Annotated in this window: 20 protein-coding genes and 1 pseudogene; 6 read left to right on the plus strand and 15 right to left on the minus strand. The window is 43.0% G+C overall.

The genetic code is table 11. The features are described 5' to 3' along the window. Window position 1: 1 nt before the first annotated feature. From pyrH to rpsB, 3 genes are all read right to left on the minus strand, one after another. Window positions 2–724 carry a UMP kinase gene (gene pyrH / locus MZO41_RS08735; protein WP_003640737.1) on the minus strand — a complete coding sequence of 241 codons (723 nt, stop codon included), beginning with the start codon at window positions 722–724 and terminating at the stop codon, window positions 2–4. Between the two features lie 200 nt (window positions 725–924). Further along, window positions 925–1,803, minus strand: a complete 879-nt coding sequence (tsf, locus tag MZO41_RS08740; RefSeq protein ID WP_003644498.1) for a translation elongation factor Ts — start codon at window positions 1,801–1,803, stop codon at window positions 925–927. Window positions 1,804–1,905: 102 nt separating this feature from the next. Beyond that, entirely contained in the window at window positions 1,906–2,709 is an 804-nt protein-coding gene (gene rpsB, locus MZO41_RS08745) for a 30S ribosomal protein S2 (RefSeq protein WP_003640739.1), read from the minus strand. A 224-nt stretch (window positions 2,710–2,933) separates the two neighbouring features. On the opposite strand from rpsB, the gene MZO41_RS08750 reads away from it, so the two are divergent. Beyond that, on the plus strand, window positions 2,934–3,656 hold the full coding sequence (locus tag MZO41_RS08750; RefSeq protein WP_003640740.1) for an HAD family hydrolase: 723 nt from the start codon (window positions 2,934–2,936) through the stop codon (window positions 3,654–3,656). A 288-nt stretch (window positions 3,657–3,944) separates the two neighbouring features. On the opposite strand, the gene MZO41_RS08755 is transcribed toward MZO41_RS08750, so the two are convergent. The 3 genes from MZO41_RS08755 to MZO41_RS08765 all read right to left on the minus strand — a co-directional run bounded on the left by MZO41_RS08755 (window position 3,945) and on the right by MZO41_RS08765 (window position 6,075). Beyond that, window positions 3,945–4,943 carry a D-2-hydroxyacid dehydrogenase gene (locus MZO41_RS08755; protein ID WP_003640741.1) on the minus strand — a complete coding sequence of 333 codons (999 nt, stop codon included), beginning with the start codon at window positions 4,941–4,943 and terminating at the stop codon, window positions 3,945–3,947. A gap of 84 nt (window positions 4,944–5,027) precedes the next feature. After that, window positions 5,028–5,333 carry a GIY-YIG nuclease family protein gene (locus MZO41_RS08760; RefSeq protein WP_003640742.1) on the minus strand — a complete coding sequence of 102 codons (306 nt, stop codon included), beginning with the start codon at window positions 5,331–5,333 and terminating at the stop codon, window positions 5,028–5,030. After that, on the minus strand, window positions 5,317–6,075 hold the full coding sequence (locus MZO41_RS08765; RefSeq protein ID WP_013355612.1) for a tRNA1(Val) (adenine(37)-N6)-methyltransferase: 759 nt from the start codon (window positions 6,073–6,075) through the stop codon (window positions 5,317–5,319). Before MZO41_RS08765 ends, MZO41_RS08760 begins: the two co-directional genes overlap by 17 nt. Window positions 6,076–6,186: 111 nt before the next feature. Here MZO41_RS08765 and MZO41_RS08770 point away from each other — a divergent pair, with 111 nt between their 5' ends. Further along, entirely contained in the window at window positions 6,187–6,822 is a 636-nt protein-coding gene (locus MZO41_RS08770) for a lysophospholipid acyltransferase family protein (RefSeq protein WP_003645630.1), read from the plus strand. A gap of 56 nt (window positions 6,823–6,878) precedes the next feature. Here MZO41_RS08770 and MZO41_RS08775 read toward each other — a convergent pair whose 3' ends face one another. Then, window positions 6,879–7,115: a YneF family protein gene (locus MZO41_RS08775; protein ID WP_003640745.1), complete on the minus strand. Its 237-nt coding sequence runs from the start codon at window positions 7,113–7,115 to the stop codon at window positions 6,879–6,881. A 97-nt stretch (window positions 7,116–7,212) separates the two neighbouring features. Further along, window positions 7,213–7,452 carry a DUF896 domain-containing protein gene (locus tag MZO41_RS08780; RefSeq protein WP_003644501.1) on the minus strand — a complete coding sequence of 80 codons (240 nt, stop codon included), beginning with the start codon at window positions 7,450–7,452 and terminating at the stop codon, window positions 7,213–7,215. Window positions 7,453–7,603: 151 nt separating this feature from the next. Between MZO41_RS08780 and lexA the strand changes: the two genes are divergently transcribed. Continuing rightward, the gene (gene lexA, locus MZO41_RS08785; RefSeq protein ID WP_003640747.1) at window positions 7,604–8,236 is read left to right on the plus strand and encodes a transcriptional repressor LexA; all 633 of its coding nucleotides are present in this window, start codon (window positions 7,604–7,606) and stop codon (window positions 8,234–8,236) included. Between the two features lie 89 nt (window positions 8,237–8,325). Here the strand turns inward: lexA and MZO41_RS08790 are convergent, their stop codons facing one another. Then, entirely contained in the window at window positions 8,326–8,556 is a 231-nt protein-coding gene (locus MZO41_RS08790) for a DNA alkylation repair protein (RefSeq protein WP_089178220.1), read from the minus strand. A 303-nt stretch (window positions 8,557–8,859) separates the two neighbouring features. Here MZO41_RS08790 and MZO41_RS08795 point away from each other — a divergent pair, with 303 nt between their 5' ends. Then, window positions 8,860–9,489: a hypothetical protein gene (locus MZO41_RS08795; protein WP_003645631.1), complete on the plus strand. Its 630-nt coding sequence runs from the start codon at window positions 8,860–8,862 to the stop codon at window positions 9,487–9,489. Between the two features lie 49 nt (window positions 9,490–9,538). Here MZO41_RS08795 and MZO41_RS08800 read toward each other — a convergent pair whose 3' ends face one another. Both MZO41_RS08800 and MZO41_RS08805 read right to left on the minus strand, forming a co-directional pair. Beyond that, window positions 9,539–10,708 (minus strand): hydroxymethylglutaryl-CoA synthase, encoded by a 1,170-nt coding sequence (locus MZO41_RS08800; protein ID WP_013355614.1) that lies wholly within the window; start codon window positions 10,706–10,708, stop codon window positions 9,539–9,541. A gap of 35 nt (window positions 10,709–10,743) precedes the next feature. Beyond that, window positions 10,744–11,136, minus strand: a complete 393-nt coding sequence (locus MZO41_RS08805; RefSeq protein ID WP_003640750.1) for a hypothetical protein — start codon at window positions 11,134–11,136, stop codon at window positions 10,744–10,746. 163 nt (window positions 11,137–11,299) lie between these two features. Here MZO41_RS08805 and MZO41_RS08810 point away from each other — a divergent pair, with 163 nt between their 5' ends. Beyond that, window positions 11,300–11,692 (plus strand): hypothetical protein, encoded by a 393-nt coding sequence (locus MZO41_RS08810; protein WP_003644503.1) that lies wholly within the window; start codon window positions 11,300–11,302, stop codon window positions 11,690–11,692. A gap of 445 nt (window positions 11,693–12,137) precedes the next feature. Then, window positions 12,138–13,079, plus strand: coding sequence for a glycosyltransferase family 2 protein (locus tag MZO41_RS08815; protein ID WP_003640752.1), 942 nt, complete (start codon window positions 12,138–12,140; stop codon window positions 13,077–13,079). A 751-nt stretch (window positions 13,080–13,830) separates the two neighbouring features. Here the strand turns inward: MZO41_RS08815 and MZO41_RS08820 are convergent. From MZO41_RS08820 to MZO41_RS08835, 4 genes and pseudogenes are all read right to left on the minus strand, one after another. After that, a complete protein-coding gene (locus tag MZO41_RS08820; protein ID WP_013355616.1) occupies window positions 13,831–14,403 on the minus strand; it encodes a helix-turn-helix domain containing protein in 573 nt (190 codons plus the stop codon). 151 nt (window positions 14,404–14,554) lie between these two features. Beyond that, window positions 14,555–15,643 carry an LCP family protein gene (locus MZO41_RS08825; protein ID WP_015380460.1) on the minus strand — a complete coding sequence of 363 codons (1,089 nt, stop codon included), beginning with the start codon at window positions 15,641–15,643 and terminating at the stop codon, window positions 14,555–14,557. A gap of 76 nt (window positions 15,644–15,719) precedes the next feature. After that, complete coding sequence (locus MZO41_RS08830; RefSeq protein ID WP_003645638.1) at window positions 15,720–16,511, minus strand: ABC transporter ATP-binding protein; 792 nt, start codon at window positions 16,509–16,511, stop codon at window positions 15,720–15,722. Between the two features lie 18 nt (window positions 16,512–16,529). Then, window positions 16,530–16,868, minus strand: a pseudogene (locus tag MZO41_RS08835) (ABC transporter permease subunit); the annotation flags it as partial. Between the last annotated feature and the right edge of the window lie 117 nt (window positions 16,869–16,985).

A 16,985-nucleotide genomic window follows, 5' to 3' on the forward strand; every position in this document is an offset into this window, starting at 1 on the left:
ATTATTTCCCCCTGACTGTTGTCCCGATGTGTTCACCGGCGACGACTTTCCGAATGTTTCCAGGTTCATTCAAGTTAAAGACCACGACAGGAATGTCATTATCCATCGATAAGGAACTTGCCGTAGTATCCATCACTTGTAACCCTTTGTTGATAATGTCGAGATGGGTAAGCGTATCAAATTTAACTGCACTAGCATCCTTGTTAGGATCAGCCGAGTAAACACCATCGACGCCATTTTTGGCCATCAAAATCGCATCCGCATTAATTTCAGCGGCCCGTAATGCGGCGGTCGTATCCGTTGAGAAGTATGGACTCCCGGTACCACCGGCAAAAATAACGATCCGGCGTTTTTCAAGATGGCGCATTGCCTTCCGCCGAATGTATGGTTCCGCGATTTGTCGCATTTCAATGGATGTTTGAACCCGGGTCGGCACACCAATTGATTCGAGATTATCCTGGAGTGCCAAGGCATTCATAATCGTGGCTAACATGCCGATATAATCAGCTTGGGCCCGTTCCATACCCATCTGGGCACCAGCTTCGCCACGCCACATATTGCCACCACCAACGACGATTGCAATTTGTACGCCCATGTCATAGACGTCCTTAAGTTCCTCTGCCACCGTTTTAATGACGGGGGGATTGATTCCAAAGCCCTTCTCACCAGCTAAGGCTTCCCCACTCAGTTTTAGGATTACACGCTTATATTTAACTTCCGACATCGTTTTGTCCTCCTCGAAATTATCTGTCTATCATTTTACCATATATTTCAATAAGCGTTTGGTATCCAGCCGTAATCCGGCGCAAAAATTAACCGAATTCTCTTTTTAAAGCGGCTTCAACCCGTTACTTTACAAAAAGGGACTACGCCGAAAATTGCTTTCCGTCGTAATCCCCAATTAGCTAATCCCTTAGTCAGTAATTAGTCTTTAATTTGGTTCATAACTTCATCGATGAAGTTATCAGCCTTCTTTTCGATTCCTTCGCCAACTTCAAAACGAATGAATGAGCTAACCTTGCCACCCTTTGATTCGACAAAGTGCGCAACAGTTTGATCAGAATCCTTAACGAATTCTTGGTCATCCAAGCTGATTTCTGAAAGCCACTTGTTTAAACGGCCTTCAACCATCTTTTCAACGATCTTTTCAGGTTTACCTTCATTCAAGGCTTCCTTAACAAGCACGTCTTTTTCATGAGCTAACCGGTCAGCAGGAACTTGTTCACGGTTAACATACTCAGGATTGATAGCAGCGACGTGCATGGCAACGTCCTTAGCAGTAGCACTGTCAGCACCGTCTAAGACAACTAAGGCTGCAATTTGGCCACCGTTGTGGATGTATGAACCAAAACTTTGGTCAGCACCCTTTTCAACAACTTGGAAACGACGAAGACTGATCTTTTCACCAGTTACTTGAGTCGTTTCGATGACGTCATCTTTAACCGTCCCGTTAGCCGTCTTCAAAGCTAAGGCGTCGTCAACGGAAGCTGGTTCTTCTTCAGCGATCTTGTCGGCAACTTCAGTTACCAAGTTTTTGAACTTGTCAGTTGAAGCAACTGAATCAGTTTCACAGTTGATTTCAACAATGGCAGCTTTGTTGTCCTTGATTGCAACAGCAGCAATCCCTTCGGCAGCAACCCGGCCACTCTTCTTTTCGGCCTTAGCAACCCCTTTTTCACGTAAAACGTCAACGGCTTTTTCCATGTCGCCTTCAGTTTCAACTAACGCCTTTTTAGCGTCCATCATACCAACACCGGTTTTATCACGAAGTTCTTTAACTTGTGCTGCAGAAATCTTTGCCATAGTTTACTCTCCTTTGAGTATCTTGATTTTAGATAAAAAGCTGCCCGCAAAATCAGGCCGTAATGGTCCGCGATTTTTAGGCAGCCTAATTATTTCAATTAATTATTTGTCAGACTTGGCGTCGTTGTCGCCTTCAACAGCTTCAACGATGTCTTCCAATGAGTCAACGGACTTCTTAGCGTCCTTGTTGTCCTTGAAAGAATCTTCAGTAACATCTTCGTCTTCACCTTGACGACCTTCAATGACAGCATCAGCCATCTTAGAAGTGATCAAACGAACGGCACGGATTGCGTCATCGTTTGAAGGAATAATAACGTCGATGTCATCTGGATCAGTGTTCGTATCAACCATCGCAACGATCGGAATGTTCAATTTTTGAGCTTCCTTAACGGCGATTTGTTCCTTACGAGGATCAACGATGAAGATTACATCTGGAATCCGAGGCATGTCTTCGATACCGCCCAAGAACTTTTCAAGCTTGGCACGTTGCTTCATTAATAATGAAACTTCCTTCTTAGGTAACCGTTCGAAGGTGCCATCAGCTTCCATCTTCTTCAAGTCTTTAAGACGCTTGATCCGTGTTTGGATGGTGTTCCAGTTAGTCAAAGTCCCACCTAACCAACGATGGTTAACGTAGTATTGACCTGCACGGGTTGCTTCTTCTTCGATTGAATCTTGGGCTTGTTTCTTAGTCCCAACAAACAAGATAACACCATCATCAGCCGCAGCATCCTTAACGAAGTTGTAAGCTGAGTCGATCATCTTGACCGTCTTTTGTAAGTCAATGATGTAGATGCCGTTCCGTTCCGTAAAGATGTATGGTTTCATCTTTGGGTTCCAACGACGAGTTTGGTGACCGAAATGGACACCGGCTTCAAGCAATTGTTTCATAGAAATAACAGCCATAATAAATGTGCCTCCAAAAAATTTGTTTTATTCCTCCCCACCGTTCAACTAATCATGGCACTCTCCCGAGCACCGCCATGATTATCGCAGTAGGTGTGAATTGGTTTTAACACCGAAAATTAGTATACCGAAAATTACTAGTGCTTGCAAGCAATTTCATCAAGAATTTGTGAATTCCTGAAAGTGTGTTAAAATACAATCTCGCATAGGGGGCTCACTTAATAATGATAAAAGCCATCATTTTTGACCTTGACGATACGTTGTATGATCAAAAATCACCGTTCACTGCTGCCTTAACTAAAACTTTTAACCAGGCTTTGAGCAGCACTGAATTGGCACAAATTTTTAACCGGTTCCATGATTTTAATGACCGTACCTTTAACCAGGTCACTGATACAACTATGACGCTGGAAGCGTGGCAAACCGCCCGTATTCGACACGCGTTAGCACCCAGCAAAGTCCACATCAGCACTGATCGGGCTATCCAATTTGAAATGGCCTATCAGCAGGAACTAAATCAGATTTGCCTTTTCGATGGGCTGAGTGCGACGCTGACCAAGCTCAGTCACGCATTTAAAATTGGTATCATTACCAACGGGCCAGCGCCGATTCAGCATCAAAAGTTACATCAATTACAAATTGAACATTTCGTGCATCCGGATAACATCTTTATCTCAGAAGAATTGGGTATTGCTAAACCCGACCCATCGATTTTCACGACGTGGGCCCATCAGGTTGGCATCAAGGCCAACGAAGCCGTTTACGTTGGTGACAATGCAGCACTCGACATGACCAGTGCCAAACACGCTGGGTGGCAAACTTTTTGGTTTAATCACCGGCGCAATGACCAGGTGACACCGAGCGTAATTCCTGATCAAATCATCCAGAGTCCAGCGGAACTAAATGAACTATTGCTAGCACTTCTTCAAGCCGCCAGCGCTTCATAGACGCATACTGGCGTTAAAGCTACGAGCAACTTATGCTGGTAACAACCACGGTAAGTACGTGCTAGCAAGACCTTTACCTAGCAACACTTAATTGTGTTATCGCTAACAAAATCGCTTACTTGTGAAGCCCACAGTCGTGCAACCAGCTCGATTGTGGGCTTTTTGTTATGGATAATAACAGCATTGAAAGTACGCTTGGGGTTAACGCTTCAAAAAGGCCCCATTAGATGAAAGTATAAAAAATGGCGTCACTCAGATGAGTGACGCCATTTTCAGTGATAATCGAGATTAGTCAAACTTAACTTGCGTATCAGCTTTACCAGTTTCGATGAATTGTTTGTTACTGTTCATTGAAACGTGCACCATGTTGTGAACGGCAGTTTCAGTGTAGAAAGCCGTATGTGGTGTAATCAAAACATTGTCGCGGTTGAACAAGTTCATGAAGACCTTGTCATCAATCGTTTGACCTTCAAGGTCTTTGTTGAAGATCTTAGTTTCGTATTCATACGTATCAAGAGCGGCACCGGCAACTTTGCCACTGTCTAAGGCTTTGATCAAGTCTTCTGAATCGATGAGTGTCCCACGAGCAAAGTTCAAGATGTAGGCGCCATCTTTCATCTTGCTGAAGGCATCCGCATTCAACATGTGGTAGTTATCCTTCAATGCAGGAACGTGTAACGTGATAACATCAGCTTGGGCGTATAATTCGTCCAAGGTGTCAACGTACATGCCTTCCTTTTCAAGTTCAGCATTCCGGTAAACATCGTAACCGATAACCTTAGCGCCGAAGCCTTTGAAAATATCGATGGCAGCACGGCCAATCCGACCAGTACCGATAACACCAACAGTCATGGTGTTTAATTCCTTGGCAATATCTGGTGCCCAACGGAAGTCTTGCTTAGCTAACTTCTTGTTGAACAATGGGGTTTGACGTAATAATTGCATCAATTGCGTTACTGATAATTCAGCAATCGCATTTGGTGAGTATGCAGGTACGTTAGAAATGTTTAAGCCACGTGCTTTAACAGTAGGAACGTCCAAGTTATCAACACCAACGTTACGAAGAGAGATGTTCTTAACCCCTTCGTCGGCTAACTTGTTCAATACTTCAGCAGTATAGTCCTTTTGTTGGTATACATCGGCACCGTCGAAGCCTTTAGCTAAGTCAACGTTGTCTTCAGTAAGTAATTCTGGAACTAATTTAACTTCAACATCTGGGTTTTCTTTCATCCAAGTATCGAAGAATGGACGTTCGTCATCACGTACAGCATATGCAATAATTTTCATTACAAAAATTCCTCCTATATATTGATACAGTAAATATTATAACAGTAAATGCGAGAAATAGAATCATAAATTGTGAAAACTTCGCTAAATTTTCACATCGTGAGCTGACAAGTATTTTAGCTTGGCAGCTCGCGATTGGTGTTTGAAGGCATATTCAGCCTTTAACGCACTTGATTTGTCAGTGAAAGTTTCATGATAAATTAATTGCAAAGGCCGCCGTGATCTGACCCGCGTATATTTAGCCCCTTTGCCCGCATTGTGCGTTGCTAATCGTCGCTGCAAGTTATCCGTAAAACCACCATACAACGTTTGATCAGCACATAATAGTACATAAAAATAATATTTTTTGATTGCCGTCGTGGACGCAGCCGGCTTACTTGTGCTTGCCATAGAGTAACGTGTGCACCTCTTCCCCGTATTCACCATCATCACGATAAACGACAAGCGGCGGCATGATTCGAACACCGTTGCGTTTCCCGTCCTTGATCATTTCGATTAGAACCATGTTCGCTTCCCGTTGTGCTTTCGGGTGGACGAACCGCATCCGTTTGGGTGCCAACCGATTGGCCGCCATCGCACTGAATAAATCATCCAAACGTTCAGGACGGTGCACAAAATAGGCTTTACCATTCATTTTCAACAAATCACTAGTTACCGCTAGAATCTGATCTAAATTAGCGGACAATTCATGGCGGGCAATCGCCAAATGAGGATTTGGATTTTTGACACTCTGCGGTTGATCTTTAAAATACGGCGGGTTACACAAGACGGTATCCACCGAATCCTTCGGTAATTGGTGCGTAATTGCCAATAAGTCTTCGTTCAGAACTGTCATTTGCTGGGTTAAATCGTTCAAAATAACACTGCGTTGGGCCATCTCAGCCAACCGGGGCTGGATTTCGACCGCCGTAATATGACCTTGAGTTTTGGCACTGGCGAATAGACCTACTGCGCCAGTGCCAGCACAGAGATCCACAATCTGGCTCTTAGCACCCTTCGCAACCTGGGCAAAGTCACCCAATAAAACCGCGTCCAGTGAGAACGCAAAGACTTGGGAACTTTGAATGATTTGAATATCTTGACTATATAATTGATCAATACGCTCATCGGCGTGTAACGTGACGTCTGCCATATTCGGCCACCTCTCCATTCAATTCGTCGCACAGCTATCATACAATTAACTTGCAGAATTTGCCAAATTTCGTCATACTGTGAGCAGTTATTAAACGAAAGGAAGATCGTGATGTTTTATTCATTTATGCGCGGACTAGTCCGGCTAATCATCACCATTATTAACGGTCGGCCCCGCTATCAAGGACGGGAAAACCTACCAGAGGGGGCCTATATCTTAGTTGGGCCACACCGCACGTGGTTTGACCCGTTGTACTATGCACTGGCTGGCAGTCCAATGAAATTTAGCTTTATGGCCAAGGAAGAACTATTTAAGAATCCCGTTCTGCGGTTCATTCTCGTTCATGCGAACGCCTTTCCTGTCAATCGGCAACATCCAGGACCTTCAGCAATCAAGACCCCCGTCAAATTTTTGCGCAGCGGTAAGCTTTCACTAATCATGTTTCCATCAGGAACGCGCCACTCACAAGAACTTAAGGGCGGTGCAACCGTCATCGCTAAGATGGCCGGTGTTCCACTAGTCCCAACCGTTTACCAAGGCCCATTGACCTTCAAACAACTCTTTAGCCGTCAGCGGGTTACCGTCCGTTTCGGTCAACCGATTGATATTGATCGTAAACTGAAATTGGATGAAGCTGGTCAAAAACAAATTGAGACTAAAATGTTGCACGCTTTTGACGACTTGGATCGTCAAATCGACCCAACGTTCAAATACGTTGATCCTGCTACAACCCGTCAGAAACATTAAGTTCGATAATAAAAAAGTGTCGGTGATCGCAATTTAAAGCGAGCCGACACTTTTTACTACTTGTTATCGTTTTTAGATGCAGCTTTCATCGAATTCAACATCTGATGTAACTTCTTTTCGGATGGGCGTTGACCCATTTGCATCATCATACTACGAAGCATCTCTTCACTAATTGGTGGATTTTGCTTCAAGTAATTTTGCATATAGTGCCGGGCACCGAAGAAACCACCAGTTAACCCAACCAATACGCCGATAACGACGATTAAAATCCAAATTCCTGTAGACACAGTCATTCCCCTCCCTTATTACAGTCTTCATTAAACTAGTCTACACAAATTAATAATAAAAGAAAAGGAAAATTTGTCAGTTGACAAATTTTCCTGAAATCGGTTAATCATCTCGAAGACCGCGATCGCGTTGCACTTGACGGACCTTTTCTGGCGTAACCTCTTTACCATCTTTATCATAAACCTGAAGCATTTCAACTTGTTGCCGAAAACCGGCGCGAAATTCCTTCAAGTATTTTTGCCGCAACTCTTGACGTTCGGCTTCTTCTAGCTCGGTGAGCCCCTCGGCTTTCGCCTTATGAGCTAACTCATTGATCCGAGCAAGCAATTCTTTTGAAATCAAATCAGCAGCCCCTTTCACTCTTGAAATATACACGAAATTAGACCCTAAATCAATTAATAGTGTTTGTCAACCGAACATTTGTTTGAAAGCTATGAAACGCTATGCTACAATTGGTTTAACCAATAATGAAAATAAAAAATGAGGTGCCAAGATGAGTAAAACATCGGAAAGCAAACAAATGGCCGTTCTTCGCTTTATTTATGAACGTGTCAATGAAAAAGGATACCCGCCAACCGTTCGTGAGATTGGTGAAGCCGTTGACTTATCTTCGACTTCGACCGTTCACGGCCACATTTCACGACTAGAAAAAAAAGGTTACATCCAAAAAGACCCAACTAAGCCACGTGCCATTGAGGTAACGCCAGCCGGTTTCGAAGCACTGGGCGTCGAAACTACGCCACATCAAATTCCGGTACTTGGAACGGTAACCGCCGGCCAACCAATTCTTGCCGTACAGGAAGCGACGGATTATTTTCCAATTCCTAAGGAACTTGAATCATTCGGTGGCGACCTTTTCATGCTCACCATCCGTGGCGAAAGTATGATCAATATCGGTATCATGAATGGTGATCAAGTCATTGTTCGGCGTCAAAGTTCCGCTGACAATGGTGATATCATCATTGCCATGACCGATGAAAATGAAGCGACTTGCAAGCGATTCTTCAAAGAGGCCGATCACTACCGACTACAACCTGAGAACGACACGATGGCGCCAATTATCTTGAACAACGTCTCTGTATTAGGCAAAGTTGTCGGTTTATATCGCGACATGCTGTTTCAGTAAACTATCACCCACAAGATGACAATTCAATTTGTCATCTTTTTTATTCGCCAGTTTTTAGAGCAGGTTGATGGCATGCCTACAGATTCCACTCACAAATATTTACACCCTTCCCGCCGTGCCAGGGACGAGAGCACGTTATTTGCGACAAAAGCACGCCCCCATTCCGGATTCACCTTGCCATAATCCCGTAGTGCCCAACCGATTGCCTTCTGAATAAAAAAGTCATCATCACCCCGATTCGTTAGTATCGCCGTTTGTAAATTGGCAATCCGTCCTCTTTCAAGCCTAATCGAAGCGCGATACCTACTCGTCGCACCTATTTATCGGTAGCTCGTAAATATACCACCCGCTTGTTGTAAACAACCGTGCGCTGAGAGATACGCTGCAAGAACCTTGCGCCAGGCATCAACACTATCCCACTGTGGCGTTACTGTGATTTGGTGGTAGCACCATTGCTATTGAATCAGCGGCGCCTGATTCTCCCGATGTATCGACAGAAAAAGTGCTGGCGTCAAATTGGTTATTAGTCGGATCTCTTTTCAAAATATTTCAAATCTGTGACGAACAGCCAATAGTTCAATGGTATAATGATTATACTATTTTAAACATTGGGAGTTGGTTACATGTTGTTCCTAGCCATTATGGGCTTGATTGTTTTTCTATTAGCATTATTTTCCGTGATTTACGCACGTCAAACCGGTGGTGGTTGGAAATTTCTAACACTAATTACGGTCCTCAGCGCCCTGGTCACCATCTACGCGGTCGTTAAATTGCCTTACTGGCCATACAACCAGTCACAGCAATCGGCGCGCAAAGCATCATCTAGCACGAGTACTAGCGCTAGTACCAGCAAGTCCAAATCAACGAGCTTGAGTTCCTCACAAGTCGTTTTTAACGAAGCCAGCACCAAACGCGCGGCCGCAACGACTAAGTTGAATGAAGAAAATATCCTTAAACAATTACAATCTAACTATCAATCGATTGGTACCGTTGCATTCACCAAGTCAACGAAAACATATACGATTACGCCAACCAATAAAAAGTACGTTAAATCTTTGAAGACGATTAAATCATATCCATCTCAAAACCAAAAAGCAATCACCACGATTACTTCGAATTTTAAATCGTTGTCAAAATCGCTCCAAAAGAATCTTGCCGCTGGTTACACGATTCAGTTGCTACAACCAGATACCACTGACAAGACGCTGTTGAGTGTCCAAGATGGTCAAATTATGACCAATAACTTCAAATAGGAAAAGTCACTTGTCTAGCAAATTTGCTAGTAACAAGTGACTTTTTTGTTTAAACTTGTTGATCCAAATATTGACGTTGTTCGTTCTTTTGACCGGTCAATACGAATCGATGGGGATCATCAGCATAGCTGACCGACTGATCATCGGCCCGCCATTGCAATTGATGACTGAATAAGGCTTCATACTCCGCCACACTAACTCGGCGACGACGAGCCAACCGTTGTGGTAGGCCATGATCTAAACCGGTCTGATAATCCGGCTGAATAACCCCGGTATAAAATTCACCCTCGGCACCCGAGCCATAACTGAATAATCCGAGTCGATTCCCTGGTTGTAACTGAGGATCAGTCAGTAACTGCGATAACAAGCTCAAATAGAGTGAACCAGTATACAAGTTACCAACTTGTCGATTTAGCTGACGCGCATGTTCGAAGTGCGCCAACCACTGGGCTTGTTTCTCGGCATCAACTAATGGTAACACGCTTCGAAGCGCTTTAAGTCCCATCTTTGTATATGGCAAATGAAAAACCAAGGCCGTCAGTGCGTCTGGACTAGTTTGAGTCGTTTGCAGGTAATTCTTAAACACATCTTGAAAATAATCAATATAGATATTAGACGAGTATTTGCCGTCAACTAGGGCTTCTGTATGATACAACGGTCGCCAAAAGTCCATCACATCTTCGCTCAGTAGACTTGACTCAGTACCCAGTACTAATACTTTAGGATCCGCACTAATTAACATAGCAACCGCCCCACCACCTTGAGTTGGCTCGCCCGGTGTGTTCAATCCGTAGCGTGCCACGTCACTACCAATGACCAGCGCCTTTTTATCTGGATGAACACGCACGTGATCTTGGGCCAGTTGGACACCAGCCGTCGCCGCATAGCAGGCTTCTTTCATTTCAATTGTTCGAACCCGCTGACTCAAACCGAGCAACTTAGCGACGTAAATCGCACTCGCTTTGGAATTGTCGATCCCCGACTCGGTACCGACGACTAATAAATCAATAGCCGCAATGTCAGTCGCTGTCAGCATCGGTGCGGCAGCATTAGCAGCTAACGTCACTACATCCTGACTCGGCGGAATCACCGCCATTTTAGACTGACCAATACCAATCAAATACTTATCAGGTTCTGCCTGGCGAGCTGTCGCCAGTTCCGCCATGTCTACGTATAAATGTGAAGTTGCAAAATGCAACTTGTCGATTCCAACTTTCACGTCTTTTCCTCCAATTTGTTAATGACAATAAGGGATTAATATGCACGTCCGCGTGGCCCTAAGTAATGAAAATCAGGGTCAGTTCCGACCCGATAGCAGCTGAAAGCCCGACTAATTTCATTATGAAAAGTCACAACAATTGCCGGTGTCGCCCAAGTAGACGCCGCCCAAAAAACGGTGTCATCAAACGCCCGGTTGTCATTCGGGTAGCGGTGATAGCCTTGTACATTGTCCCAAATGGTGCCGTGCGTATTCAACCAATCTTCAGCAAGTCCGGCGTCCACCTGCATCATCACGTCTTGATTATCAGCAATCAAACTACTTAGTTTTTGCCAATCGAGTTGCCAATCATGAATATGGGGATTCGGTCCGCGTGTGCCAAGCGGTGTATGCCCCAATGCGATCGGTGTCAATTCTACAAAATCCATCTTGACCACCCCGTTCGTTAACCATCCTAAGATTTCTTAACTATTATAGCATTTCACGACAAAAATACTGCCCGCAATTGCTTGACCTGGGACGGGTTCCATAATTTATGCTGTTATTAAATAAGGCGATTAAGACAAGCACCAAGTAAGGAGCGCGGTAAACATGTGGTTCTCACATCATCAAAAACGAAATAGTCTTCAGGCACCCGTCGCCGGTACTTATACGGTGATTCCCACTGCCACATCACCCCAACAAATCGGGCTATTAGCCATACAACCGACCAGTCCGGTGATTAATGCCCCGATTGATGGTGATATCATTAGCCTGTCACCCTCGCGTCTCGTTATCAATTCGCTGAGCAATCAACATATTGAACTGCGTATCGACCGGCCGAACTTCCACAACAAGTGTACCTGGCAAGTACGCGTGGGCGATTCCGTTTCACCATTAACAATTGTAGGGACACTTTATGGATCCTTAAAAGACGTCACCATTGCTGTCTATCGAATTGATACCATTCAGGCCACTAATTGGGTTTCGCTCGCAAATAATTAGCTGTTTACGGCTATAGATTCATATCCGCTAATTGGGCATTTCGGTTGTCAAAATATAAATTTGACGGTTGTGAATATTTCTAAGTCCACCTTGACACCCATCGCCCAATCTCAAAAAGATAAATCACAATAATCACTTTTCCAACAGCTTCAACGGGCCATGCTACTGTGCCCAGTTGGAGTTGTTTTTTTGCAAACTACTCAACACTGCCAGGTGTGAAGTTTGAAATAACATGGCGCATCGCTGTCGACATAATTGATTGGTGGTGTAATTGACAAGCTATCGTGACATCATTACAATTTTTGTGGTTTGATATTTGATTGCTTTATACCTTAATTCAAGCTATGATATTCATACTGGTTTAAAATTCCTTTCTTTATTAATCAGTAGGAGCCCTAATTAATAGATCAATCTAAAAATTATAAAAAGGTCGGATACAATTATTATGAAAACCATGAGTCTTGTTGTTCCATGCTATAACGAGGAACCAACGATTGAAATATTTTATAACACCGTTGAAAAAGTCTTGGCAGATAATCCAGAGTCGTTCAAGGATATCACTACTGAATATGTTTTCGTTAATGATGGCTCATCTGACGACACTTTGAACGTACTACGAACTTTAAACGCCGCCCATCCTGACACTGTCCACTATGTCTCCTTTTCGCGAAATTTTGGTAAGGAGGCTGGTTTATTAGCCGGTTTGGAGCACACCATTGGCGATTACGTCGCCGTCATGGACGTTGATCTACAAGATCCACCGACTTTATTGCCTAAAATGCTGGCAATGCTTCAAACCGGTGACTATGACTGTATCGGTACAATGCGGGAAAATCGCGTTGGTGAACCAATGATCCGGTCATTCTTATCACGCTCGTTTTACTCAGTTGTCAACAAAATTTCAAAAGTACAAATTATTCCAAACGCCCGCGATTACCGGTTAATGACACGTCAGATGGTTGATGCTATTTTGGAATTGCCTGAATATAACCGATTTTCAAAAGGCATCTTCAACTGGGTCGGTTTCCGAACAACTTATTTGAAGTTCGAAAATCAGCCCCGTTCCGCTGGCGAGACACACTGGTCAATTTGGCAATTATTCAATTATTCAATGGATGCCATCGTCGACTTCTCAGATGTACCCCTGAAGATTGCGACCTTCACCGGCGGCTTGCTCTCACTAATCTCCATTATCAGTATATTTGTCGTTATTATTCGTAAAATATTATTTGATAACAGTGTCAGTGGTTGGGCCTCAACCATCACGATTATGCTCTTAATCGGTGGCATTCAGCTGTTCTGTCTGGGGATTATCGGCAATTACATTGGTAAGATTTATATCGAATCAAAACACCGGCCCCACTACATCGTGCAGGAAAAGAAGTAAACTTTTCAACCTAAACTGAGACGCATACGACCATATCGGGAAACTGGTATGGTCGTGTGCGTTTCGGCATCTGGATGAAGTTAAAGGTTATGAATGAAATTATTATTTAAAAGCTCTTTTGGGGACATCAGTCCTTGTCAAGTTGATGAATGAAATAATATGATTTTTAATTACTTTTCAAACGGCTTCATCGCGGTATTCAAATGCGGTAGAGCCGTTTCTTTGTACTATTCGTATGATTTCATTAAAGTATCAAAAGTCTTAAACGTGTAAGTTAACCCACGATCAGTATGAGCCATCAGTTGGACATCACCAGCGTTCTTAAAAGCCTGGGTAAAGGCGCCAACCACCGCCTCGCTGGTTGGCTGGACTTAAGCCGTAAATCGGGCTTTGTGCTTGTTATTAGCCCATAAACGACTTCGGTGGAATCGGATAATCCTACTTGGTTAGACTGAGTTACTTGATTTAATTTCTTACTTAGTTTGTTTGATGCGTTGAGGCCGCTTAATACAACTTTAACATTTTAGATGGAGTACAGATACAGATATCAAGTGTTTAACTGAAAACCCAAAACCAATCGATTCATGATGAAGCCACTTATTATAGACTGAGCGCGACAAACCTGGCTTGCTAAACAAGGTGGCCTGAACACCATGAATATCCGAGCCGACGGTTTTGATTCCTTGATAGGCTAATTTATGTTGTGCATTCAATCTTTGTGCTGTATTTTTTGGACTTTTTTAAAAAGAAGTCAAACCTCCTGCTCCTTGATTTGAATCTTAAGTTGACGTTTCTTGAGCCTTAGTCGTTCAACCTCAGTCATTTTTTCAATTGGTTTCGTCCATCCAAACCGGTCTTTAAGTGCGATGTAACCATTGGTGGTGGTTTTGAGCATCCAGAAACGGATTTGCTGATAAGATACATTGTAATGTTTCGCTGCTCGGGAATATGCATGTTCACTCACCGTAATGTATTCAACGATTCTAATGCGTTCTTCAAAAGTTATTTTTCTACTCATAATGTGGACCAGCAATTCACTGATCCGGTCCTCCAGCCGTCTAGTACTTCTAAGGCCAAATCTGATTTGAATATCCCACAAACTACTTTCATCATTCAAGTACGCTGATATGGCCTGCCGCTTAATCTCTGAGATATATCGAATCCAATTGTGCTGTTCTTTTAATCCTTCCAGACCATCCTGCATATAAAAATTTTGACATCTGATGAAAGTACTTCGAGCGATACCACACGCTTTAAAACACGTTGATTTAGTCAGGTTAGTTTTTTCAAGACCCAGAATAATAGCTAATTTTTCTGTGACCATAAAATTGGTTCTAGATATAATAAAATCTCCTTAAAATTGATAGATGAAGTATATCATTTCATCTATCAACCTTAAGGGGACTATAGCACTTAAAACTGTCTGGCTCGTTTTGGTTACTGAATAGTGTCCACTTGCTAACGATTATCGGAATCTAATGTACCGTGTACATCGTTTCAGTCCTATCTGAAACTCGGAAACCATTTTTCAACGGCACCGCTGCTGGTAATTTACCAATAGTAGTATTACCAGCATGACCTACGTACACATGCGATTGGCCATAATGCGTATCAGCCTTAGCTTCATCAGCCTTACTTTCAACGCTTTCATCGCTGGCATACCGATAATGTCCATTGGTTGTAAAGGTCTGCGAAGGCAAGTCTGGCCGTAGCCCAGCGGCGGCTTGTAGTTGCCGACTCACCTGTACGCGACTGTCCGGATAAACCTCTACCATACTACGGCCAGCAACATCAAACGTTCGCCACTGAAATGTCAATCGTTTTACTCGATATCGCTTAAAAGTTTTACGACTTTTAAACAGTGTTAACATATCGTGATTCGTCAAATTAGTCCTCATTTGATCTTTCAAATCACCGACAACTTTGGCCCCTTTAGACGAAAGCCCTTCCTGATTCAAGCGCTTGACCATTGCGTAAAAGACGGCTTGCTGCCGAAAACCACGGTGTTGATCGTTGTCAATATGTCTTTCGCGTGCATAGGCTAATGCACGTGCACCAGACATCGATTGCAAACCTGCTTTAAATTTTTCTGGTTTTCCCCAGTAATCTTGTCCGATAAAATCACGATCAACATTAACTTCAACGGGACCAATATCATCGATTGCCCTAATAAAACCATCCCAATTAACAGTTAGATAATAATCAATTGGTAAATTCAAATAATGTTCAACGGTCGCTATCGCCGCTGCATCACCACCATAGGTATACGCCGATTCAATGCGCTGATAACCATGATATTGCTGCGAATGGATCTTAACAAAAGTATCCCGTAATAAACTACATAAGGTCATTGTTTTAGTTTTATGGTTTACAATGACTACCATCATTCCATCCGTGCGCGTTGTCGATAATTTGCGCTTGCCACTATTATCTAACCCCATCAATAAAAAAGTACTGACCGGTTGCTGGGTCAAATTATGATGCGACTTAATAACTCGTGACTCATGGAACGAGTGCAACATGTCAAATAACCGAATACCTTGAATTGTGAAAGCTACTAACATAAAGGTTATACAACTCGTTACTAGTACAATTAGTCGTTTTCTTTGCCATTTAGGTAGTTGCCGCCTTCTCATAAACTCAGTCCCCCCGCATTTCATTCATATCGCGCTTAAACTGATCAGTAATTGCCATTGTCTTGGCCCAAATTTGTTGCTCAGTACGTTGATTTCTAGGCGTCTTAATCTGATAAGTGTTCATAATTTGTGCAGGTTTCCCTCCTAGAACATAAATGACGTCTGAAAGACGAACCGCTTCAGAAATATTGTGCGTTATCAAAACAATCGCTTGCATTTTAAATTTCCTGCGTTCCCATAATGTGATCAAATCTTGCCCTAACCGCTGCCCTGTTAAAACATCCAGTGCTGAAAACGGTTCATCCAAAAGGAGCAGTTCTGGCTCAACAGCAAGTGCACGCGCAAAACCAACGCGTTGTTTCATCCCTCCAGATAGTTCATAGGGGTACGCATTTTTCAACCCTTTTAAACCAATCAAATTAATTAAATTGTCAATTTGATTGTCAACATATTGACAGTCAGAATTAAGCTGACTTTCTAGGCCAAACATGATATTTTGACGTACTGTCAACCATGGAAATAGCGCAAAGTTCTGAAATACCATACTCATACGGCGATTAGGAGCCGTGACTAAATTACCATCAAAAGTAATGGCGCCATAGCTGGGCCGAATAATCCCCGCAATCATTCGTAATAGTGTTGATTTTCCGACACCAGACGAACCAATAATACTAATAAACTGGTGGGTTTGAACCTGCAAACTAACCGCTTCCAAAATCAGTTCAGACTGCCGTTGTTTTGAAAGTATAAATGACTTTGAAACGTGATCAACATCTAATAAAACTGCTTTTTTCAACTTAAACTCCTCCTCGTATTAATAATGAAAGCGACGTTCAGCAAATCGATATAATGGTTGCCAAATCAACACAACGCATAACCCAACAATGACACAAATAATCAGTACTCCAGTTGCTTCTGCAGGCTTATTATTGATATTTTGGGCAATGTAAGCACCAAGTCCAGTAACCGCATACTGGTGGGTACCCCAGCTAATCAATTCAGCCGCAATATCAGCATTCCAGGCTGCCCCAGCAGCATTAATAATTGCGGTAATGAACGATGGAAACAGTGATGGAATTAAAAAGTGTGTCCACCAACGCCACCCTGACAGGTGAAAAATATTAACAACATCTTTGATATCACTGGGAATTGCCGAGAGCGTAAAATATCTTGTGTAAATGCATAAAAGATTTCTGAATTGTATAGAAATAGGGAATGCCTTCCCTTATGATATTTAGTAACCACAGAAAACATCACAGGAGGCATTCCC

This window comes from Lactiplantibacillus sp. C232 (assembly GCF_023806725.1).
In the GTDB taxonomy this organism is placed as follows: domain Bacteria; phylum Bacillota; class Bacilli; order Lactobacillales; family Lactobacillaceae; genus Lactiplantibacillus; species Lactiplantibacillus plantarum.